The organism is Azospirillum oryzae (assembly GCF_008364795.1).
GTDB lineage: Bacteria > Pseudomonadota > Alphaproteobacteria > Azospirillales > Azospirillaceae > Azospirillum > Azospirillum oryzae.
This window is the reverse complement of sequence record NZ_VTTM01000001.1, coordinates 1,116,763-1,135,221: the sequence shown is the minus strand read 5'-3', so window position 1 is coordinate 1,135,221 and position 18,459 is coordinate 1,116,763. Positions and strand designations below refer to the sequence as shown.

General features: G+C 64.9%; 29 protein-coding genes. 27 read left to right on the top strand and 2 right to left on the bottom strand.

Going from position 1 to position 18,459, the window contains the following annotated elements; all coding sequences use genetic code 11:
- Positions 1–295 precede the first annotated feature (295 nt).
- The 27 genes from rpsL to FZ938_RS05335 all read left to right on the top strand — a co-directional run bounded on the left by rpsL (position 296) and on the right by FZ938_RS05335 (position 16,515).
- A complete protein-coding gene (gene rpsL, locus FZ938_RS05465) occupies positions 296–667 on the top strand; it encodes a 30S ribosomal protein S12 (RefSeq protein ID WP_012973201.1) in 372 nt (123 codons plus the stop codon).
- 12 nt (positions 668–679) lie between these two features.
- The gene (gene rpsG / locus FZ938_RS05460) at positions 680–1,150 is read left to right on the top strand and encodes a 30S ribosomal protein S7 (RefSeq protein ID WP_012973202.1); all 471 of its coding nucleotides are present in this window, start codon (positions 680–682) and stop codon (positions 1,148–1,150) included.
- A gap of 27 nt (positions 1,151–1,177) precedes the next feature.
- A complete protein-coding gene (gene fusA / locus FZ938_RS05455; RefSeq protein WP_149197557.1) occupies positions 1,178–3,250 on the top strand; it encodes an elongation factor G in 2,073 nt (690 codons plus the stop codon).
- A 38-nt stretch (positions 3,251–3,288) separates the two neighbouring features.
- Positions 3,289–4,479 carry an elongation factor Tu gene (gene tuf / locus FZ938_RS05450; protein WP_136705163.1) on the top strand — a complete coding sequence of 397 codons (1,191 nt, stop codon included), beginning with the start codon at positions 3,289–3,291 and terminating at the stop codon, positions 4,477–4,479.
- A gap of 536 nt (positions 4,480–5,015) precedes the next feature.
- The gene (gene rpsJ, locus FZ938_RS05445; protein WP_012973204.1) at positions 5,016–5,324 is read left to right on the top strand and encodes a 30S ribosomal protein S10; all 309 of its coding nucleotides are present in this window, start codon (positions 5,016–5,018) and stop codon (positions 5,322–5,324) included.
- 60 nt (positions 5,325–5,384) lie between these two features.
- Entirely contained in the window at positions 5,385–6,095 is a 711-nt protein-coding gene (gene rplC, locus FZ938_RS05440) for a 50S ribosomal protein L3 (protein ID WP_063633867.1), read from the top strand.
- A gap of 5 nt (positions 6,096–6,100) precedes the next feature.
- Positions 6,101–6,721, top strand: coding sequence for a 50S ribosomal protein L4 (gene rplD / locus FZ938_RS05435; protein ID WP_044549482.1), 621 nt, complete (start codon positions 6,101–6,103; stop codon positions 6,719–6,721).
- The gene (locus FZ938_RS05430; protein WP_012973207.1) at positions 6,718–7,035 is read left to right on the top strand and encodes a 50S ribosomal protein L23; all 318 of its coding nucleotides are present in this window, start codon (positions 6,718–6,720) and stop codon (positions 7,033–7,035) included. The genes rplD and FZ938_RS05430 overlap by 4 nt, the downstream gene beginning before the upstream one ends.
- A 16-nt stretch (positions 7,036–7,051) precedes the next feature.
- Positions 7,052–7,879 carry a 50S ribosomal protein L2 gene (rplB, locus tag FZ938_RS05425; RefSeq protein ID WP_012973208.1) on the top strand — a complete coding sequence of 276 codons (828 nt, stop codon included), beginning with the start codon at positions 7,052–7,054 and terminating at the stop codon, positions 7,877–7,879.
- A gap of 12 nt (positions 7,880–7,891) precedes the next feature.
- Positions 7,892–8,170: a 30S ribosomal protein S19 gene (gene rpsS / locus FZ938_RS05420; RefSeq protein WP_012973209.1), complete on the top strand. Its 279-nt coding sequence runs from the start codon at positions 7,892–7,894 to the stop codon at positions 8,168–8,170.
- A gap of 3 nt (positions 8,171–8,173) precedes the next feature.
- Entirely contained in the window at positions 8,174–8,569 is a 396-nt protein-coding gene (gene rplV / locus FZ938_RS05415) for a 50S ribosomal protein L22 (protein WP_014246892.1), read from the top strand.
- The gene (rpsC, locus tag FZ938_RS05410) at positions 8,569–9,318 is read left to right on the top strand and encodes a 30S ribosomal protein S3 (RefSeq protein ID WP_085088119.1); all 750 of its coding nucleotides are present in this window, start codon (positions 8,569–8,571) and stop codon (positions 9,316–9,318) included. Before rplV ends, rpsC begins: the two co-directional genes overlap by 1 nt.
- A gap of 12 nt (positions 9,319–9,330) precedes the next feature.
- Positions 9,331–9,762 carry a 50S ribosomal protein L16 gene (gene rplP / locus FZ938_RS05405; protein WP_014246894.1) on the top strand — a complete coding sequence of 144 codons (432 nt, stop codon included), beginning with the start codon at positions 9,331–9,333 and terminating at the stop codon, positions 9,760–9,762.
- Positions 9,759–9,965, top strand: a complete 207-nt coding sequence (rpmC, locus tag FZ938_RS05400) for a 50S ribosomal protein L29 (RefSeq protein WP_012973213.1) — start codon at positions 9,759–9,761, stop codon at positions 9,963–9,965. The genes rplP and rpmC overlap by 4 nt, the downstream gene beginning before the upstream one ends.
- Before the next feature lie 12 nt (positions 9,966–9,977).
- On the top strand, positions 9,978–10,232 hold the full coding sequence (rpsQ, locus tag FZ938_RS05395; RefSeq protein ID WP_014246895.1) for a 30S ribosomal protein S17: 255 nt from the start codon (positions 9,978–9,980) through the stop codon (positions 10,230–10,232).
- Between the two features lie 19 nt (positions 10,233–10,251).
- A complete protein-coding gene (rplN, locus tag FZ938_RS05390; RefSeq protein ID WP_012973215.1) occupies positions 10,252–10,620 on the top strand; it encodes a 50S ribosomal protein L14 in 369 nt (122 codons plus the stop codon).
- Positions 10,620–10,937, top strand: coding sequence for a 50S ribosomal protein L24 (gene rplX / locus FZ938_RS05385; RefSeq protein WP_014246896.1), 318 nt, complete (start codon positions 10,620–10,622; stop codon positions 10,935–10,937). The genes rplN and rplX overlap by 1 nt, the downstream gene beginning before the upstream one ends.
- A 10-nt stretch (positions 10,938–10,947) precedes the next feature.
- Entirely contained in the window at positions 10,948–11,490 is a 543-nt protein-coding gene (gene rplE, locus FZ938_RS05380; protein ID WP_012973217.1) for a 50S ribosomal protein L5, read from the top strand.
- A gap of 15 nt (positions 11,491–11,505) precedes the next feature.
- Entirely contained in the window at positions 11,506–11,811 is a 306-nt protein-coding gene (rpsN, locus tag FZ938_RS05375; protein ID WP_149197556.1) for a 30S ribosomal protein S14, read from the top strand.
- A gap of 13 nt (positions 11,812–11,824) precedes the next feature.
- A complete protein-coding gene (gene rpsH, locus FZ938_RS05370; protein ID WP_085088120.1) occupies positions 11,825–12,223 on the top strand; it encodes a 30S ribosomal protein S8 in 399 nt (132 codons plus the stop codon).
- 13 nt (positions 12,224–12,236) lie between these two features.
- On the top strand, positions 12,237–12,770 hold the full coding sequence (gene rplF / locus FZ938_RS05365; RefSeq protein ID WP_149197555.1) for a 50S ribosomal protein L6: 534 nt from the start codon (positions 12,237–12,239) through the stop codon (positions 12,768–12,770).
- A gap of 5 nt (positions 12,771–12,775) precedes the next feature.
- The gene (rplR, locus tag FZ938_RS05360) at positions 12,776–13,138 is read left to right on the top strand and encodes a 50S ribosomal protein L18 (RefSeq protein WP_014246901.1); all 363 of its coding nucleotides are present in this window, start codon (positions 12,776–12,778) and stop codon (positions 13,136–13,138) included.
- A gap of 12 nt (positions 13,139–13,150) precedes the next feature.
- Positions 13,151–13,720, top strand: a complete 570-nt coding sequence (gene rpsE / locus FZ938_RS05355; RefSeq protein ID WP_014246902.1) for a 30S ribosomal protein S5 — start codon at positions 13,151–13,153, stop codon at positions 13,718–13,720.
- Between the two features lie 2 nt (positions 13,721–13,722).
- A complete protein-coding gene (gene rpmD, locus FZ938_RS05350) occupies positions 13,723–13,914 on the top strand; it encodes a 50S ribosomal protein L30 (RefSeq protein WP_014246903.1) in 192 nt (63 codons plus the stop codon).
- Between the two features lie 4 nt (positions 13,915–13,918).
- Positions 13,919–14,404 carry a 50S ribosomal protein L15 gene (gene rplO, locus FZ938_RS05345; protein WP_149197554.1) on the top strand — a complete coding sequence of 162 codons (486 nt, stop codon included), beginning with the start codon at positions 13,919–13,921 and terminating at the stop codon, positions 14,402–14,404.
- Between the two features lie 123 nt (positions 14,405–14,527).
- A complete protein-coding gene (secY, locus tag FZ938_RS05340; RefSeq protein ID WP_136705169.1) occupies positions 14,528–15,868 on the top strand; it encodes a preprotein translocase subunit SecY in 1,341 nt (446 codons plus the stop codon).
- Positions 15,868–16,515, top strand: coding sequence for an adenylate kinase (locus tag FZ938_RS05335; RefSeq protein ID WP_149197553.1), 648 nt, complete (start codon positions 15,868–15,870; stop codon positions 16,513–16,515). Before secY ends, FZ938_RS05335 begins: the two co-directional genes overlap by 1 nt.
- 86 nt (positions 16,516–16,601) lie before the next feature.
- Here the strand turns inward: FZ938_RS05335 and FZ938_RS05330 are convergent, their stop codons facing one another.
- Both FZ938_RS05330 and FZ938_RS05325 read right to left on the bottom strand, forming a co-directional pair.
- Positions 16,602–17,369: a FadR/GntR family transcriptional regulator gene (locus tag FZ938_RS05330; protein ID WP_149197552.1), complete on the bottom strand. Its 768-nt coding sequence runs from the start codon at positions 17,367–17,369 to the stop codon at positions 16,602–16,604.
- A gap of 151 nt (positions 17,370–17,520) precedes the next feature.
- Positions 17,521–18,438, bottom strand: coding sequence for a DMT family transporter (locus FZ938_RS05325; RefSeq protein ID WP_149197551.1), 918 nt, complete (start codon positions 18,436–18,438; stop codon positions 17,521–17,523).
- Positions 18,439–18,459 lie beyond the last annotated feature (21 nt).

Genomic DNA, 18,459 nt, shown 5'->3' with positions numbered 1-18,459 from the left:
GGGCGCGTTCCGCAAGGGATGCGCCCTTTTCTTTTTGGCCTCGCGCACATGCAACGGGACCTTCCATGGGCAGAAAGCTCGCTTGACTCTCCCGCGACCTTTCCCTAAAGTCCGCGAACTTCAAAGGACGCCGGGGCTCTCCGTGCGTCCGGTTGAATCCACCGATCCCGCCGATCGGAGTCCTCCGGTCGGCTTTCGCTCATTCAGCCCGCTCGGAACGGCAACGTTTCGCAGGCGGGCTTTTGCTTCGTCCGGCTCGTCCGGCCGAGTGATCTTGAAGGGATGAAGGGCAGATATGCCGACGATCAACCAGTTGATCCGTAAGCCGCGCGAGCCGTTGGCCGCGCGCAACAAGGTTCCCGCGATGGAGGCCTGCCCGCAGAAGCGTGGCGTCTGCACTCGCGTTTACACCACCACCCCGAAGAAGCCGAACTCGGCGCTCCGTAAGGTCGCCCGCGTTCGTCTGACGAACGGCTTCGAGGTGACGAGCTACATCCCTGGTGAGGGCCACAACCTCCAGGAACACTCGGTGGTCATGATCCGCGGCGGTCGTGTGAAGGATCTTCCCGGCGTTCGCTACCACATCATTCGCGGCACGCTGGATACCCAGGGCGTCAAGGATCGTAAGCAGCGCCGTTCGAAGTACGGCGCGAAGCGTCCGAAGTAAGGAGAACTCACGATGTCCCGTCGTCATCGCGCCGAGAAGCGTGAAGTCCTGCCGGACGCCAAGTACGGCGACCGCGTCCTGACGAAGTTCATGAATTGCCTGATGCTGGACGGCAAGAAGTCGGCCGCCGAAGGCATCGTCTATGGTGCGCTCGGCCGTATCGAGGTCAAGACCAAGAACGACCCCGTTCAGGTCTTCCACGATGCGCTCGCCAACGTGAAGCCGCACCTGGAAGTCCGCAGCCGCCGCGTCGGTGGTGCGACCTACCAGGTTCCGGTCGAGGTCCGTTCGGACCGCGCCCAGGCTCTCGCCATCCGTTGGCTGATCAGCGCCGCCCGCGCCCGCTCGGAAAACACCATGACCGAGCGTCTGTCGGGTGAGCTGCTCGACGCTGCCAGCCAGCGCGGCACCGCCGTGAAGAAGCGCGAAGACACGCACCGCATGGCGGAAGCCAACAAGGCGTTCTCGCACTACCGCTGGTAAGGTTCACGCCTGTCCTGGTGATTTTGCATGCCCCGTTCGCACGCCCTCGACCGTTACCGCAACATCGGCATCATGGCTCACATCGATGCCGGCAAGACGACGACGACCGAGCGCATCCTGTTCTATACCGGCAAATCCTATCGCATGGGCGAGGTCAATGACGGCACCGCCGTCATGGATTGGATGGAGCAGGAGCAGGAACGGGGCATCACCATCACCTCGGCGGCAACGACCTGTTTCTGGCGCGACCACCGCATCAACATCATCGATACGCCCGGCCACGTGGATTTCACCATCGAGGTCGAGCGGTCGTTGCGTGTCCTGGATGGCGCCGTTGCCATCTTCGACGCTGTTGCAGGGGTCGAGCCCCAGACGGAAACCGTGTGGCGGCAGGCCGACAAGTACGGCGTGCCGCGCATGGCCTTCGTCAACAAGATGGACCGCGTTGGCGCCGACTTCAACGGCTGTGTCGCCATGATGGCCGACCGGCTGGGTGTCAAGCCGCTGGTTCTTCAGCTTCCGATTGGCAGCGAAGCCGGCTTTTCCGGCGTCGTCGATCTCGTCGCCATGCGCGCCACGATCTGGAAGGCCGAGACTCTCGGCGCCGACTTCGAAGATACCGACATTCCCGAGGATCTGGCAGAGACCGCCGCAAGCGCCCGTCAGGCGCTGCTGGAGGCTGTGCTCGATCTCGACGAGGCGGCAATGGCCGCCTATCTGGAGCGCGGCGAGGAGCCTGCGCCCAACGTCCTGCGCGCGCTGATCCGCAAGGGCACGATTTCCAATGCCGTGGTCCCCGTGCTTTGCGGATCGGCGTTCCGCAACAAGGGCATTCAGCCGATGCTCGACGCGGTGGTCCACTATCTGCCGGCGCCGAACGATATCGGCGCGGTGACGGGCCATGCCGTCGGCGGCGACCGTTCGGAGGAGCGCGCGGCAAACGACAGCGCCCCCTTCTCGGGCCTCGCCTTCAAGGTGATGAACGACCCCTATGTCGGGACGCTCACCTTCTGCCGCATCTATTCCGGCACCGCGAGCGTCGGCGATTCGCTGCTCAATCCGGTGAAGGGCGAGCGCGAGAAGATCGGCCGCATGCTGCTGATGCATGCCAACAGCCGTGAAGACATCGAGCACGCCCATACCGGCGACATCGTGGCGTTCGCCGGGCTGGAGCACACCGCCACCGGCGATACGCTGTGCGACCCCGCCAAGCCCATCGTGCTGGAACGTCTGGACGTTCCCGAGCCGGTGATCGAGATCGTGGTCGAGCCGCGCACCGACGCCGACCACGAGAAGATGGCGGCGGCGTTGAACCGGTTGGGTCATGAGGATCCCTCGCTGCAGGTCTCGGTCGACCGTGAAAGCGGCCAGACCGTCATTCGCGGCATGGGCGAGTTGCATCTCGACATCATTGTCGACCGCATGAAGCGCGAATTCCGCGTCGATGCCGCCGTCGGCGCGCCCAAGGTCGCCTACCGCGAGACGGTGCTGCGCTCGGCCGAGATCGACCATGTCCATGCCCGCCAGACCGGCGACCGCGCCCAGTTCGCACGTGTGACGCTGAAGCTGGAGGCGCTCGACCGCGGCGCCGGCTTCGTGTTCGAGAACCGCGCCGCCGGACTGGCACGTGAGTTCGTCGCCGGTGTGCAGAAGGGGCTGGAGGCTGCGAAGGACAGCGGCGTCGTCGCTGGCTACCCTGTGGTGGACGTCAAGGCGAGCCTGACCGGTGGTGAGGCGCATGACGTCGACTCCTCGCCGCTCGCCTTCGAGCTGGCGGCGCGGACCGCCTTCCGCGAGGCCATGACAAAAGCCGCTCCGGCGCTGTTGGAACCGCTGATGCGGGTCGAAATCATCACGCCGGACGACTATATGGGCGACGTCATCGGCGATCTGAACGGTCGCCGCGGACAGATCACCGGCATGGACCAGCGCGGCAACGCGCGAATCGTCACGGGACTGGTTCCCTTGGCGGCCATGTTCGGCTATGTGAACTCCCTGCGCTCCATGAGTCAGGGCCGCGCGCAGTACAGCATGCAGTTCGACCATTATGAGCCGGTGCCACAGGCCATCGCGGACGGCGTCCGCGCCAAGGTGGCCTGAAGACCGCTGGAACGATTGAGAAACGGAGAGACCACCCCATGGCGAAGGCAAAGTTCGAGCGGAACAAGCCGCACTGCAACGTTGGCACGATCGGCCACGTCGACCACGGCAAGACGTCGCTGACGGCGGCGATCACGAAGGTGCTGGCGGAGTCCGGCGGCGCCACCTTCACCGCTTACGACCAGATCGACAAGGCGCCGGAAGAGAAGGCGCGCGGCATCACGATCTCGACGGCCCACGTCGAGTACGAGACGCAGAACCGCCACTACGCGCACGTCGACTGCCCGGGCCACGCCGACTACGTGAAGAACATGATCACGGGCGCCGCCCAGATGGACGGCGCGATCCTGGTCGTGTCGGCCGCCGACGGCCCGATGCCGCAGACCCGCGAGCACATCCTGCTGGCCCGCCAGGTTGGCGTTCCGGCCCTGGTGGTGTTCCTGAACAAGGTCGACATGGTCGACGATCCGGAACTGCTGGAGCTGGTCGAGCTGGAAGTTCGCGAGCTGCTGTCCTCCTACCAGTTCCCGGGCGACGACATTCCGATCACCAAGGGCTCGGCTCTGTGCGCCCTGGAAGACCGTCAGCCGGAGATCGGCCGGGACGCCGTTCTGGCTCTGATGAAGACGGTGGACGAGTACATCCCGCAGCCGGAGCGTCCGAAGGATCGTCCGTTCCTGATGCCGATCGAAGACGTGTTCTCGATCTCGGGCCGCGGCACCGTTGTGACCGGCCGTGTCGAGCGCGGCATCGTGAAGGTTGGTGACGAAGTCGAGATCGTCGGCCTGAAGGCGACGGTGAAGACGACGGTGACCGGCGTCGAGATGTTCCGCAAGCTGCTCGATTCGGGTGAGGCCGGCGACAACATCGGCGCGCTGCTGCGCGGCACCAAGCGCGAGGACGTCGAGCGCGGCCAGGTTCTGGCCAAGCCGGGTTCGATCACCCCGCACACCAAGTTCAAGGCCGAGGCCTACATCCTGACGAAGGAAGAGGGCGGCCGTCACACCCCGTTCTTCACCAACTACCGTCCGCAGTTCTACTTCCGTACGACGGACGTGACGGGCATGGTCTCGCTGCCGGAAGGCGTCGAGATGGTGATGCCGGGCGACAACGTCGCCATGGACGTGGCTCTGATCGCCCCGATCGCCATGGACGAAGGCCTGCGCTTCGCCATCCGCGAAGGCGGCCGCACCGTCGGCGCCGGCGTCGTTGCCAAGATCGTCGAGTGATGACCGTCCGACGGCCACCGCAAGGTGGTCGCCGGAGGGAAGGGTAGGGCGACGGGAGAGCACCCCGCCGCCGGTTGTAAGAGACGGGCCGTCTTCTCCGCGCAAGCAGGGTGGGCGGTCCGCCCGGTTCTAGCCATCGGGCGTCGGCATTCGGGTCCGTCCGCCTGTCGATCCAGCTTCCTTCGATTGGGGGGAGATTCAGGATTGACACGCGGGCGCTGAACGCCTAGAGATTACGCCCTCTGGATTTTGGGTTGGTGGTAGGCAGCTTCGGCCTAGACGCAGCCCGAGACGAACGGCACGGCGCGCCTCCACGGAGGCGCGCCGTCTGCTGAACGGAACATCCCCTTCGCGCATCCGCCGCGGGGGATGTTCTTTTTCGTATCGGCCCGTCGCATCGGTCACAGTGTCGCCCGTCGACCCCGCTTCGGTGGTTCGGCGCGCGGCCTTGCGCTGTCGGCGAAGCCCCAAAGCAGCTCGTGGAGTTCCGGTGACGCGTCCGCGTCATCGCTAGAAGGTGCAAGGGACGTTTGGACATGGACAGCCAGAACATCCGCATCCGTCTGAAGGCGTTCGATCATCGCGTGCTCGACCAGTCGACCAGCGAGATCGTCAACACCGCCAAGCGGACCGGCGCGCGCGTGCGGGGCCCGATCCCCCTGCCGACGCACATCGAAAAGTTCACCGTGAACCGCTCGCCGCACATCGACAAGAAGTCGCGCGAGCAGTTCGAGATCCGCACCCACAAGCGCCTGCTCGACATCGTCGATCCGACGCCGCAGACCGTGGATGCTCTGATGAAGCTCGACCTCGCCGCCGGCGTCGACGTCGAGATCAAGCTCTGATTTTGGTTGGTAAGGGACCTCTCCGGTAAGCGGATGTCCCTGGTCAGGAGATAAAGAACAATGCGATCCGGTTTGATCGCGCAGAAGGTCGGCATGACCCGCGTCTTCACGGACGACGGCCAGCATGTTCCGGTCACTGTGCTGAAAGTCGACAGCTGCCAGGTCGTCGCCGTTCGCACCGAGGACAAGGATGGCTACACCGCCGTCCAGCTCGGCGCGGGCGCCATCAAGGTCAAGAACGTCAACAAGCCTGAGCGTGGGCATTTCGCCAAGGCGCGCGTGGAACCGAAGCGCAAGCTGGTCGAGTTCCGCGTCGATGCCGATGCCCTGATCGAGGTTGGTGCCGAGCTGTCGGCCGCCCACTTCGTCGCCGGCCAGTACGTCGACGTCACCGGCACCTCCATCGGCAAGGGCTTTGCCGGTGCGATGAAGCGCTGGAACTTCGGTGGTCTGCGCGCCACGCACGGCGTGTCGGTGTCGCACCGTTCGCACGGTTCGACGGGTAACCGTCAGGACCCCGGTAAGGTCTTCAAGAACAAGAAGATGGCCGGTCATCTCGGTGACGAGCGGGTCACGGTTCTGAACCTGCAGGTCGTCGCCGTCGACGAAGCCCGTGGTCTGATCATGCTCAAGGGTGCCGTCCCCGGCGCCGAGGGCGGCTGGCTGCGCATCCGTGACGCCGTCAAGAAGAAGGCTCCGGAAGGCCTGCCCTTCCCGGCCGGCATCAAGTCTGCTCCGGCGGCGGAAGCCCCGGCCGAGACGCAGGAGTGAGCGCCATGAAGGCCACGATCAAGAACCTGAACAACGAAGCCGTCGGCGAGATCGAGCTGTCGGACGCCGTGTTCGGCCTGCCGACCCGCACCGACCTGCTGGCCCGCATGGTGAACTGGCAGCTGGCCAAGCGCCGCTCCGGTAACCACAAGACCAAGGGCATCAGCGAGATCAGCGGCACGACCAAGAAGCCCTACTCGCAGAAGGGCACTGGTCGCGCTCGTCAGGGCTCCATCCGTTCGCCGCAGTTCCGCGGCGGTGCGACCATCTTCGGGCCGGTGGTGCGTTCGCACGCCCACGACCTGACGAAGAAGGTCCGCAAGCTGGCGCTCAAGACCGCCCTGTCGGCCAAGGCCGCCGAGGGCAAGCTGATCGTCCTGGAGGCTGCGGCCGCCGAGACGCACAAGACCAAGGAACTGGCGGCCCGTCTCGCCACCCTCGGCCTGACTTCGGCGCTGATCATCGATGGCTCGAACCTGGACGAGAACTTCGCCAAGGCTTCGCGCAACATCCCGCTGATCGACGTGCTGCCGGAGCAGGGTGCGAACGTCTACGACATTCTCCGCCGCGATACGCTGGTCCTGACCCGCAACGCGGTCGAGCAACTGGAGGCTCGCCTGAAATGAGCAAGCAGTCGAAACCTGCGGTGAGCCAGGAGCGGATGTACGACCTGATCCTCGCTCCCGTCATCACCGAGAAGTCGACGTTGGTGTCGGAGCATAACCAGGTCACGTTCCGCGTGCCGCTCACGGCCTCCAAGCCGGAGATCAAGGCCGCCGTTGAAGGTCTCTTCAACGTCAAGGTGACCGCGGTCAACACCCTGGTTTCCAAGGGCAAGACCAAGCGGTTCCGCGGCACCATCGGCCGTCGCTCGGACTTCAAGAAGGCCGTCGTCACCCTCGCCGAGGGTAACAAGATCGACGTGACCACGGGCATCTGAGCGGGAGTGTGATCCGATGGCTCTGAAGCAATACCGCCCGATTACGCCGTCGCTCCGCCAGCTGGTCATCGTTGACCGCTCGGAGCTGTGGAAGGGCAAGCCGGTCAAGACCCTCACCGAGGGCCTGACCAAGTCTGGTGGGCGCAACAACACCGGCCGCATCACTGCGCGCCGGATGGGTGGCGGTCACAAGCGCACCTACCGTCTGGTGGACTTCAAGCGTCGCAAGTTCGACGTTCCGGCCACCGTCGAGCGGCTGGAATATGATCCGAACCGCACGGCGTTCATCGCGCTGATCAAGTACCAGGATGGGACCCTGTCCTACATCCTGGCGCCGCAGCGCCTGAAGGTCGGCGACACGGTCATCTCGGGCGAACGCGTCGACGTGAAGCCCGGCAACGCCATGCCGCTGAAGAACATCCCCGTCGGTTCGATCGTGCATAACGTCGAGCTGAAGGCCGGCAAGGGTGGTCAGGTGGCTCGTTCCGCCGGCACCTACCTGCAGCTGGTCGGCCGCGACGGCGGCTACGCCCAGCTGAAGCTGCCGTCCGGCGAGCTGCGCATGGTTCGTGGCGAGTGCATGGCCACCCTGGGTGCCGTGTCCAACCCGGACCAGATGAACACCAACCTGGGCAAGGCCGGTCGCAACCGCTGGCTGGGCAAGCGTCCGTCGGTCCGTGGCGTCGCCATGAACCCGATCGACCACCCGCACGGTGGTGGTGAAGGTCGCACCTCGGGCGGCCGTCATCCGGTCACGCCGTGGGGCAAGCCGACCAAGGGCAAGAAGACTCGTCACAACAAGAAGACGGATGGCCTGATCCTGCGCCGCCGTCATTCGAAGTAAGGAGGTCGAACGATGGCACGCTCCGTTTGGAAGGGCCCGTTCGTCGACGGCTATCTGCTGAAGAAGGCGGACAAGAGCCGGGCTTCGGGCCGCAACGAGATCATCAAGATCTGGTCGCGTCGTTCGACCATCCTGCCGCAGTTCGTCGGTCTGACGTTCGGCGTCTACAACGGCCACAAGTTCCTGCCGGTTCTGGTTACCGAGCACATGATCGGTCACAAGTTCGGCGAGTTCGCTCCGACGCGGACCTTCTATGGCCACGCGGCGGACAAGAAGGCGAAGAGGAAGTAAGCCATGGGCAAGTCTGCCAATCCCAGCCGGATCGCGGAGAACGAGGCTCTGGCCCGCAATCCGATGATCCGCACCAGCCCGCGGAAGCTCAACCTCGTCGCCCAGCTGATCCGGAACATGGATGCCAGCCGCGCCGTGGCCGAGCTGACCTTCTCCAAGCGCCGCATCGCCGGCGAGGTGAAGAAGGTCCTGCAGGCCGCGATCGCGAACGCCGAGAACAACCACCAGCTCGACGTCGACCGTCTGTACGTGTCGTCGGCGACGGTCGGTCGCGCTCTGGTGATGAAGCGCTTCCACGCCCGTGCCCGCGGTCGCGGCGCCCGGGTCGAGAAGCTGTTCAGCAACCTGACGATCATCGTTCGCGAGCGTGACGCCGCCGTTGCCGAGGGGGCCGAGTAATGGGTCAGAAAATCAATCCGATCGGGCTGCGCCTCGGCATCAACCGGACCTGGGACAGCCGTTGGTTCGCCAAGCGCGACTACGCCAATCTGCTGCACCAGGACCTGAAGCTGCGCGGCTATCTGCAGGGTCGCCTGCAGCAGGCCGGTTGCTCCCGCGTCGTCATCGAACGTCCGGCCAAGAAGGCCCGCATCACCATCCACTCGGCCCGTCCGGGCGTGGTGATCGGCAAGAAGGGCGCGGACATCGAGAAGCTGCGTCTCGAGCTGTCGAAGATGACCGGCAGCGAGGTGAGCCTGAACATCGTCGAAATCCGCAAGCCGGAAATCGACGCTCGTCTCATCGCCGAGAACATCGCCAGCCAGCTCGAGCGCCGCGTGGCATTTCGTCGCGCCATGAAGCGCGCCGTGCAGTCCGCCATGCGTCTGGGCGCCCAGGGCATCCGGATCAACTGCTCCGGCCGTCTCGGCGGTGCGGAAATCGCCCGCATGGAGTGGTACCGCGAGGGCCGCGTTCCGCTGCACACCCTGCGCGCCGACATCGACTACGGTGTTGGCACCGCCAAGACCACCTACGGCACCTGCGGTGTCAAGGTGTGGGTGTTCAAGGGCGAGGTCATGGCTCACGACCCGATGGCGCAGGACAAGCGCATGGGTTCCGAGCCGGTGTCGACCGACGGCGAACCGCGCCGCGATCGGCATGATCGTCGCGACCGTCGCGAGCGCTCCGAGCGCTCCGAACGCGAGTAAAGGGGCCGAGCGATGCTTTCTCCCAAGCGCACGAAATTCCGTAAGGCCCATAAGGGCCGCATCCACGGCAACGCCAAGGGCGGCACCGCCCTGAACTTCGGCTCCTTCGGCCTCAAGGCCCTGGAGCCGGAGCGCATCACCGCCCGGCAGATCGAAGCGGCCCGCCGCGCGATCACCCGCGCGATGAAGCGTCAGGGCCGCGTCTGGATCCGCATTTTCCCGGATCTCCCCGTCTCCACCAAGCCCGCCGAAGTCCGCATGGGTTCCGGTAAGGGTTCGCCGGAGTACTGGGCGGCCCGCGTGAAGCCCGGCCGCATCCTGTTTGAACTGGACGGCGTGCCGGCAGATGTGGCAAAAACCGCCTTCGCTCTGGCGGCCGCGAAGCTGCCGATCAAGGTGAAGCTGGTGACCCGCCTTGGCGGTGTCGAGGAGACCGCGGCATGAAGGCCGTAGACATTCGTACGAAGAGCGCGGATGAGCTGAACGATCAGCTCCTCCAGCTCAAGAAGGAACAGTTCAACCTGCGTTTCCAGAAGGCCTCCGGCCAGCTGGAGAACACCGCGCGGGTGAACACGGTGCGCCGCGACATCGCCCGCATCAAGACCATCCTCGGCGAGCGTGCCCGCTCCGCCGACGCCGGCAAGTAAGGGGGATCATCCATGCCTCGCCGCGTTCTGCAGGGCACGGTGGTCAGCGACAAGTGCGACAAGACCGTTACGGTTCTTGTCGAGCGCCGTGTCATGCACCCCGTGTACAAGAAGTTCATTCGTCAGTCGAAGAAGTACGCCGCCCACGACGAGGGCAACCTGTTCAAGGTCGGCGATACCGTTTCGATCATCGAATGCCGCCCGATCTCGAAGTCCAAGCGTTGGACGGTCGTGACGGAGTCCGCCGCCGACAGCGGCGCCGCGTGATAACGAAAGGTCGTAAACAATGATCCAGATGCAAACCAACCTGGAAGTCGCCGATAACAGCGGGGCGCGCCGGGTGCAGTGCATCAAGGTGCTTGGCGGGTCCAAGCGGAAGGTCGCGACCGTGGGCGACGTCATCGTCGTCTCGGTCAAGGAGGCCATTCCGAAGGGCCGCGTCAAGAAGGGCGACGTGCATCGCGCCGTCATCGTCCGCACCGCGAAGGAACTGCGTCGGGAGGACGGGTCGGCGATCCGTTTCGACCGGAACGCCGCCGTGCTCATCAACAAGCAGGGCGAGCCGATCGGCACCCGTATCTTCGGGCCGGTCACTCGTGAGCTGCGCGGCAAGAAGTTCATGAAGATCATCTCGCTGGCGCCGGAGGTGCTGTAATGGCCGCCAAGATCAAGACCAAGGACAAGGTCGTTGTCCTGACCGGCCGTGACAAGGGCAAGACCGGCGAGGTGTTGAAGGTTTTCCCCAAGGAGAACCGTGCCGTTGTGCAGGGCGTGAACGTGGTGAAGAAGCACCAGCGTGCCAGCGCCCGCTCGCAGGGTGGCATCATCGAGATGGAGGCGCCGATCAACGTCTCCAACCTCGCTCACGTCGATCCCAAGGATGGCAAGCCGACCCGCGTCGGTTTCAAGATCCTTGAGGATGGCCGCAAGGTGCGTGTCGCCAAGCGGTCCGGCGAAGTCATTGACCTGTGAGGACCCGGGCATGACCGCACGTCTGAAAGAAGTTTACGATTCCAAGATCCGCGCCGCTCTGAAGTCGGAATTCGGCTACAAGAACGACCTGGAAGTTCCGCGGATCGAGAAGATCGTGGTCAACATGGGTGTCGGCGAGGCTGTCGCCGACTCCAAGAAGATCCAGCTCGCCGTGGCCGAGATGGCCGCCATCACCGGTCAGAAGCCGGTGGTGACCAAGTCGCGCAAGTCGATCGCCCAGTTCAAGCTGCGCGAAGGCATGGCGATCGGCTGCAAGGTCACGCTCCGTCGCGACCGCATGTACGAGTTCCTGGATCGCCTGGTGACGATTGCGTTGCCGCGCGTCCGTGACTTTCGCGGTATCCCGGGTGACAGCTTTGACGGTCGTGGCAACTACGCCATGGGCGTCAAGGAGCAGATCATTTTCCCGGAGATCGATTACGACAAGATCGATCAGATCCGCGGCATGGACATCATCATCGTCACTTCGGCGAAGACCGACCAGGAAGCCAAGGCTCTCCTGAAGGGCTTCGACATGCCGTTCGTGAGCTGAGGCTGGAGCACGACCATGGCTAAGACCAGTGCCATCGAAAAGAACAAGCGTCGCGCCAAGCTGGCCAAGCAGTACGCGAACAAGCGTGCGCGCCTGAAGGCAATCGCGAACGACAAGACCCTCCCGCCGGAAGAGCAATTCGCTGCCCGCCTCAAGCTGGCCGAACTGCCGCGCAACTCCTCGAAGGTGCGCGTCCGGAACCGCTGCGAAATGACCGGGCGTCCGCGCGCGTTCTATCGCAAGTTCAAGCTGTCCCGCGTCACGCTCCGCGAACTGGCCTCGACCGGCCAGATTCCGGGCATGACGAAGTCGAGCTGGTAAGGAGGGTCCGAGAATGTCTTTGAGCGATCCGCTCGGCGATATGCTGACCCGCATCCGCAACGGTCAGCACGCCCGCATGTCCGTTGTGGTTTCCCCGGCGTCTAAGCTGCGCGTCAACGTCCTGGAAGTTCTGAAGCGTGAAGGCTTCATCCGCGGCTGGTCCGAGGAAGAACTGCGTCCGGGCGTCAAGAACCTGAAGATCGAGCTGAAGTACCACGAAGGCGAGCCTGTCATTAAGCAGATCGCCCGTGTGTCGAAGCCCGGCCGTCGCGTCTACTCGAAGATCGCCGACCTGCCCCGTGTTTACAACGGGCTGGGTCTGTCGATCCTGTCGACCCCGCGCGGCGTGATGTCGGACAATGAGGCCCGCTCCGCCAACGTCGGCGGCGAAGTCCTCTGCCGCGTGTTCTAAGGGGGATTGGCAGATGTCGCGCATTGGCAAGCATCCCGTGCCGGTCCCGGCTGGCGTCGACGTGAAGGTCGACGGTCAGCAGGTCACGGCCAAGGGCAAGCTGGGGCAACTCAGCATGACCCTGATCGACGACATCACCGCCTCGCTGGAAGACGGCAAGGTGGTGGTGAAGCCGGCAAACGACAGCAAGCGCGCCCGCGTCATGTGGGCGACCTCGCGCACCCTGATCAACAACATGGTCACCGGTGTCAGCCAGGGCTTCACGATCAACCTGGAAATCAACGGCGTCGGTTACCGCGCGGCCGTGCAGGGCAAGGAGCTGGTCATGCAGCTCGGCTTCTCGCACGACGTGAAGTACCCGATCCCGGAAGGCATCACGATCAAGTGCGACAAGCCGACGGCCATCTCGGTCAGCGGCTACGACAAGCACAAGGTCGGCCAGGTTGCCGCCGAGATCCGCGGTTGGAAGAAGCCGGAGCCCTATAAGGGCAAGGGCATCAAGTACGAGACCGAAACCGTCCTGCGCAAGGAAGGTAAGAAGAAGTAACCGCCATGCTGAAGCCAAAGCAACTCCACGAGCGCCGCAAGCAGCGCGTGCGCGCGCAGATTGCCAAGAAGGCCGGCGGGCGTGTTCGCCTCTCGGTCTTCCGGTCCAATCTGCACATCTACGCCCAGATCATCGACGACGAAAACGGCAAGACGCTCGCGTCCGCCTCGTCGCTCGAGAAGGAGCTGCGCGAGCAGCTCAAGCACGGCGGCAACGTCGATGCTGCCAAGCGCATCGGCGAGCTGATCGCCGAGCGCGCCAAGGCCGCTGGGATTACCGAGGTCGTGTTTGACCGCGGTGGTTACATTTACCATGGCCGGGTCAAGGCCCTGGCCGACGCCGCCCGTGAGGGCGGGCTGTCGTTCTAAGGAGGCCCGGATATGGCACGTGAACGTGGGGAGCGGGACAACCGCGACCGGCAGCCGCGCGAGCGGGAAGAAAGCGAGCTGATCGAAAAGCTCGTCGGCATCAACCGCGTCGCCAAGGTCGTCAAGGGTGGTCGTCGCTTCGGCTTCGCCGCTCTGGTCGTCGTTGGTGACGGCAAGGGCCGCGTCGGCGTCGGCTCGGGCAAGGCCCGTGAGGTCCCGGAAGCCATTCGCAAGGCGACCGATCAGGCCAAGCGCGGCATGATCCGTGTTCCGCTGCGCGAAGGCCGTACGCTGCATCATGACACCAACGGCCACTTCGGTGCCGGCAAGGTCGTGCTGCGGGCCGCTCCGGCCGGTACCGGCATCATCGCCGGTGGTCCGATGCGCGCGATCTTCGAGGCTCTCGGCGTCGCTGACGTCGTGACCAAGTCGATCGGCACGTCGAACCCGCACAACATGATCAAGGCGACCTTCGACGCCCTGACCCAGGTCACCAGCCCGCGGTCCGTCGCGGCGCGTCGCGGTCGTCGCGTGAGCGACATCCTCGGCCGTCGTGAGGCCGGCGCCGGACAGGAGGCCTGATCATGGCGGAGAAGAAGACCGTCGTCGTGACCCAGATCGGCAGCCCGATCGGCCGCAAGCACGACCAGCGCGAGACGCTGGTCGGTCTGGGTCTCAACAAGCTGCACCGGACCCGCGAGCTGGAGGACACTCCGGCCGTGCGGGGCATGATCGCCAAGGTCGCGCACCTGGTCCGCGTCGAGAACGAGGGCTGAGATCATGACCAAGCTTAATGACCTGCGTGACAACGCCGGTGCCCGCAAGGCGCGCATGCGCGTCGGTCGCGGTATCGGTTCGGGCAAGGGCAAGACCGCTGGCCGCGGCGTGAAGGGTCAGACCTCGCGCACCGGCGTGGCGATCAACGGCTTCGAAGGCGGGCAGATGCCTCTGCACCGCCGCCTGCCGAAGCGCGGTTTCCGGAACATCTTCGCCAAGGAATACTCGGTGGTTAACCTGGGCATGATCCAGAAGGCCATCGACCTGGGCAAGCTGAACGCCGCCGAGACCATCGATGCCGCGGCGCTCAACGCCGCCGGTGTCACCGGCAAGCTGAAGAAGGACGGCGTCCGTCTCCTGGCCAAGGGCGAGCTGACTGCGAAGGTTTCCTTCACGGTCGCCGGTGCGTCCAAGTCGGCCATCGAGGCGGTCGAGAAGGCTGGCGGCAGCGTCACGCTGACCGCTCCCGCCGCCGAAGCCGCCGAGTAAAGTTCCGCGACAAGCCCGTGCTTGCGTGCGGGCTTTCGTGGCACTACAAAAAGCGAAGTCGCGAGGGGCGGCCTGCGTCATGCAGTGCCGCCCCGTTCGCGCTTACGGGACAGGGATTGGACCATGGCATCAGCGGCCGAGCAGCTTGCCGCCAACATCAATTTCGGGGCTTTCTCCAAGGCGACCGAGCTGAAAAAGCGGATTTGGTTCACCTTGGCGGCCCTGATCGTCTACCGGTTGGGCACATACATCCCGATTCCGGGCATTGATCCGCACATTCTGCAGGACGTGTTCAAGCAGCAGGGCAGCGGCATCCTGGGCATGTTCGACATGCTGGCCGGCGGCGCGCTGCACCGCATGACCATCTTCGCGCTCAACATCATGCCGTACATCTCGGCGTCCATCATCGTGCAGCTGCTGACCGCCGTGTCGCCGCAGATGGAGGCGATGAAGAAGGAAGGCGAGGCCGGGCGCAAGAAGCTGAACCAGTATACCCGATTCGGCACGGTGGCACTCGCCACGGTGCAGGCCTACGGCCTTGCGGTCGGTCTCGAGTCGATGCGCGGCTCCACGGGAGCGGCGGTGCTCGATCCGGGCCTGTTCTTCCGCGTCGCCACGGTCATCACGCTGGTCGGCGGCACCATGTTCCTGATGTGGCTGGGTGAGCAGATCACCGCCCGCGGCATCGGCAACGGCACCTCGCTGATCATCTTCGCCGGTATCGTCGCGGAACTGCCGCGCGCGCTGGTCAACACGCTGGAACTCGGCCGTCAGGGCGCTCTGTCCACCGTCTTCATCATCCTGATGCTGCTGATGGCCGTGGGCGTGGTGTTCTTCATCGTCTTCATGGAGCGCGCCCAGCGTCGTCTGCTGGTGCAGTACCCGAAGCGACAGGTCGGCAACCGGGTGTTCGGCGGCGAAGCGTCGCACCTGCCGCTGAAGATGAACACGGCCGGCGTCATTCCGCCGATCTTCGCGTCGTCGCTGCTGCTGCTTCCGCTGACCGCGGTGGGCTTTGCCGGCGGCGAGGGTCCGGAGTGGCTGCAGGCGGTATCGCGCTACGTCGCGCACGGTACGCCGCTCTATATGCTGCTGTACGCCTCTTTGATCGTGTTCTTCTGCTTCTTCTACACCGCCATCGTCTTCAATCCGACGGAGACGGCCGACAACCTGCGCAAGTATGGCGGCTTCATCCCGGGCATCCGTCCGGGCAAGAACACCGCCGACCACATCGACTATGTGCTGACTCGGCTGACGGTCATCGGCTCCGCCTACCTTGTGGCGGTTTGTCTCCTCCCCGAAATCCTGATATCCCAGCACTCGGTTCCGTTTTATTTTGGCGGCACCAGCCTGCTGATCGTGGTCACCGTCACGATGGACACGGTCGCGCAGATTCATTCCCACCTGCTGGCTCACCAGTATGAGGGATTGATCAAGAAATCTAAGCTTCGGGGGAGAAAGTAATGAACCTTATACTGCTCGGTCCGCCGGGCGCCGGGAAGGGGACCCAGGCGCGCCGTCTGGAAGACACTCGTGGTCTGGTGCAGTTGTCGACCGGCGACATGCTCCGCGCCATGGTGGCGGAAGGCGGGCCGCTCGGGCAGCAGGCGAAGGAGATCATGGCCGCCGGCAAGCTGATGCCGGACGAGCTGATGGTCAGCATGATCGCCGAGCGCATTTCGAAGCCGGACGTGAAGAACGGTTTCATCCTCGACGGCTTCCCGCGCACCGTGGCCCAGGCCGAGGCGCTCGACAAGATGCTCGACGAGAAGGGCCTTAAGCTCGACCATGTGATCGAGATGCGGGTGGTCGACGACGTGCTGGTGGAACGCATCACCGGCCGTTACACCTGCGCCAAGTGCGGCAAGGGCTATCACGACAGCTTCGAGAAGCCGAAGGTCGAAGGCGTCTGCGACGTCTGCGGCAGCACCGAGTTCAAGCGGCGCGCCGACGACAATGCGGAGACGGTGACCACCCGTCTGGCCCAGTACCATCAGCAGACGGCGCCGATCCTGCCCTATTACCAGGGCCGCGGCGTGCTGAAGGTGGTGGACGGCATGGCCGACATTGATGAGGTGACCAAGGAGATCGGGACGATCCTCGTCAGTTGAGGATCGTCGCCGGTCGGTTATCAAAAGGCCGCAGTCTCCTTCGGGAGGCTGCGGCCTTTTTCGTTATCAGGGGCGGATTTCGGAGATCAGGCGCCGGTGGCGTCGGGGGAGGGCGTGGCGTTCGACCGGACGGTCGGTTCATCGGTCATGGTGCGGTAGCGCGCCAGAATCCAGCCGAGATGGGCGGTGACTGCGTTGGCAGCACCATCGGGATCGCGCCGGGCGATGGCCTGATGGATGGCACGATGGTGGTCGATCATCAGCGCTTCATGATTCTCCATGAAGGGCTCGGTGTGCTTCATTTCGACCATGTTGCCGAGGATGTCGCGGATGGTCGACAGCAGGTGGAGATAGACCGGACTGCCGGACGCCTGGGCGACGGCGACGTGGAAATCCATGTCGTCGGCGGCGCGTCCGCCGTCGCGGTTCGTCTCGCTCATCGCCGCCAGGATGCGGCCGATGGTGTCGATCTGCTCCTGCGTCGCGCGTTCGGCTGCGCGGCGGGCCGCCCAGCTTTCCAGCGCCATGCGGATCTCGACAAGATCGCAAAGATTCTGATGGGTGCTGCGCACCATGGTGGTCAGGGCGCCGTCCATCACGCCGGCCGAGGACACCACGCGGGTGCCGCCGCCCTGGACCGCGGTGAGGAATCCCTGGGTCTTCAACTTCTGCAGGGCGGCGCGGACGGATACCCGGCTGACGTGCAGCTGTTCGGCCAACTGGCGTTCGCCCGGCAGGCGCTCCCCCGGCACCAGCTCGCCACGCGCGATGCGGTCGAGAAGCTGTTGGGCCACCCACTCCGATATGCGTTGCGAGGAGGAGGGGACGTGAGCGCTGTCGTCGGTGCCGGGCACGGTTTGTTCCCCTTTGATCGGAAGGCGGTTCATCGATGGTTGGTCATACCGGTAACGGTCCCCGCGGGCGCGGTCAATGGGGCACAGCCACGCTGCGGCGCCTTGCCCGCGGGATGGAAAAACAGAGCGGCGGTGACACGAAGACGGTGTCTCAGCGGCTGCCGCGGCGAGCCATCAGGATGCCCAACAGGATCACTGCGGCGCCGACCGCCTGCAAAGGTCCCAATGGTTCGTTCAGCAGGATCCAGGCGAGGATCGCGGCCGCCGCCGGCTGCAGCAGCAGGCTCACCGACGAGAAGGACGCCGGCAGGTGTGCGAGGGCATAGGCGATCAGGCTCTGTCCGCCGGCATGGCTGAACAGGGCGAGGCCGGCCAAAACGGCCCAACCGGCAGCGCTCTCCGGCAGCATCGCCTCGCCGTCGGACAGTCCCAGCGGCAGCAGCACGACAGCGGTGATGGCCCCGCTCCAGGTCATGATGGTCGCGGTGGAGAATTCGGCGCGCAGGCGCCCGACCGACAGGATATAGCCGGCATAGAAGGCGGCGGTCAGCAGGCCCAGCGCGTCGCCGAACAGGTGATCGGCGCCGAGTTGGAAACTCTGGCCCATCAGCACGACGGCGCCGGCCAGCGCCAGCAGCATGCCCAGGACGAACCGGCCGGTTATCCGCTCCTTGAACAGGAACCATGCGGCCGGCGCCACGAACAGCGGGGCGAAGTTCGCGAGCAATGTGGAGTTTGCGACCGAGGTGTAGCGGATCGACGTGTGCCAGATCGCAAGATCGCCGGCGAAGAACAGCCCTGCCAGCGACAGCCTGCCATAGTCGGAGAGTGAGGACGGGCGGCGGCTGGCTCGTCCGCCCCGCTGCCACGATTCGCTGCCCATCCACAGCGCCAGGACCGGGGTCGCCAACGCCGTGCGCCAGAAGCCGGTGGCGACCGGACCGACTTCCGACAGGCGGACGAAGATGGGCGCGAAGGCGATGCCCAAGGCGCCGATCAGCAGCGCGATCAGGGCGATGCGCTGCGTCCGGTACAGATGGTCGGCGGTGAGGGCACTGGCGTCTGGCATGGACCGCTTATATCCGCGGTC

Excerpts from the sequence above, each read along its gene's own strand:
- FZ938_RS05430 (WP_012973207.1), top strand. The coding sequence starts at position 6,718 with ATGAGCAAGCAGTCGAAACCTGCGGTGAGCCAGGAGCGGATGTACGAC.
- rplN (WP_012973215.1), top strand. The coding sequence starts at position 10,252 with ATGATCCAGATGCAAACCAACCTGGAAGTCGCCGATAACAGCGGGGCG.
- secY (WP_136705169.1), top strand. The coding sequence starts at position 14,528 with ATGGCATCAGCGGCCGAGCAGCTTGCCGCCAACATCAATTTCGGGGCT.
- rplE (WP_012973217.1), top strand. The coding sequence starts at position 10,948 with ATGACCGCACGTCTGAAAGAAGTTTACGATTCCAAGATCCGCGCCGCT.
- rpsN (WP_149197556.1), top strand. The coding sequence starts at position 11,506 with ATGGCTAAGACCAGTGCCATCGAAAAGAACAAGCGTCGCGCCAAGCTG.
- rplR (WP_014246901.1), top strand. The coding sequence starts at position 12,776 with ATGCTGAAGCCAAAGCAACTCCACGAGCGCCGCAAGCAGCGCGTGCGC.
- rplO (WP_149197554.1), top strand. The coding sequence starts at position 13,919 with ATGACCAAGCTTAATGACCTGCGTGACAACGCCGGTGCCCGCAAGGCG.
- rplX (WP_014246896.1), top strand. The coding sequence starts at position 10,620 with ATGGCCGCCAAGATCAAGACCAAGGACAAGGTCGTTGTCCTGACCGGC.
- rplP (WP_014246894.1), top strand. The coding sequence starts at position 9,331 with ATGCTTTCTCCCAAGCGCACGAAATTCCGTAAGGCCCATAAGGGCCGC.
- rplD (WP_044549482.1), top strand. The coding sequence starts at position 6,101 with ATGAAGGCCACGATCAAGAACCTGAACAACGAAGCCGTCGGCGAGATC.
- tuf (WP_136705163.1), top strand. The coding sequence starts at position 3,289 with ATGGCGAAGGCAAAGTTCGAGCGGAACAAGCCGCACTGCAACGTTGGC.
- rpsJ (WP_012973204.1), top strand. The coding sequence starts at position 5,016 with ATGGACAGCCAGAACATCCGCATCCGTCTGAAGGCGTTCGATCATCGC.
- fusA (WP_149197557.1), top strand. The coding sequence starts at position 1,178 with ATGCCCCGTTCGCACGCCCTCGACCGTTACCGCAACATCGGCATCATG.
- rpsC (WP_085088119.1), top strand. The coding sequence starts at position 8,569 with ATGGGTCAGAAAATCAATCCGATCGGGCTGCGCCTCGGCATCAACCGG.
- FZ938_RS05335 (WP_149197553.1), top strand. The coding sequence starts at position 15,868 with ATGAACCTTATACTGCTCGGTCCGCCGGGCGCCGGGAAGGGGACCCAG.
- rpsS (WP_012973209.1), top strand. The coding sequence starts at position 7,892 with ATGGCACGCTCCGTTTGGAAGGGCCCGTTCGTCGACGGCTATCTGCTG.
- rpmD (WP_014246903.1), top strand. The coding sequence starts at position 13,723 with ATGGCGGAGAAGAAGACCGTCGTCGTGACCCAGATCGGCAGCCCGATC.
- rpmC (WP_012973213.1), top strand. The coding sequence starts at position 9,759 with ATGAAGGCCGTAGACATTCGTACGAAGAGCGCGGATGAGCTGAACGAT.
- rplF (WP_149197555.1), top strand. The coding sequence starts at position 12,237 with ATGTCGCGCATTGGCAAGCATCCCGTGCCGGTCCCGGCTGGCGTCGAC.
- rpsL (WP_012973201.1), top strand. The coding sequence starts at position 296 with ATGCCGACGATCAACCAGTTGATCCGTAAGCCGCGCGAGCCGTTGGCC.
- rplV (WP_014246892.1), top strand. The coding sequence starts at position 8,174 with ATGGGCAAGTCTGCCAATCCCAGCCGGATCGCGGAGAACGAGGCTCTG.
- rpsQ (WP_014246895.1), top strand. The coding sequence starts at position 9,978 with ATGCCTCGCCGCGTTCTGCAGGGCACGGTGGTCAGCGACAAGTGCGAC.
- rpsE (WP_014246902.1), top strand. The coding sequence starts at position 13,151 with ATGGCACGTGAACGTGGGGAGCGGGACAACCGCGACCGGCAGCCGCGC.
- rpsH (WP_085088120.1), top strand. The coding sequence starts at position 11,825 with ATGTCTTTGAGCGATCCGCTCGGCGATATGCTGACCCGCATCCGCAAC.
- FZ938_RS05325 (WP_149197551.1), bottom strand. The coding sequence starts at position 18,438 with ATGCCAGACGCCAGTGCCCTCACCGCCGACCATCTGTACCGGACGCAG.
- rplB (WP_012973208.1), top strand. The coding sequence starts at position 7,052 with ATGGCTCTGAAGCAATACCGCCCGATTACGCCGTCGCTCCGCCAGCTG.
- rplC (WP_063633867.1), top strand. The coding sequence starts at position 5,385 with ATGCGATCCGGTTTGATCGCGCAGAAGGTCGGCATGACCCGCGTCTTC.
- rpsG (WP_012973202.1), top strand. The coding sequence starts at position 680 with ATGTCCCGTCGTCATCGCGCCGAGAAGCGTGAAGTCCTGCCGGACGCC.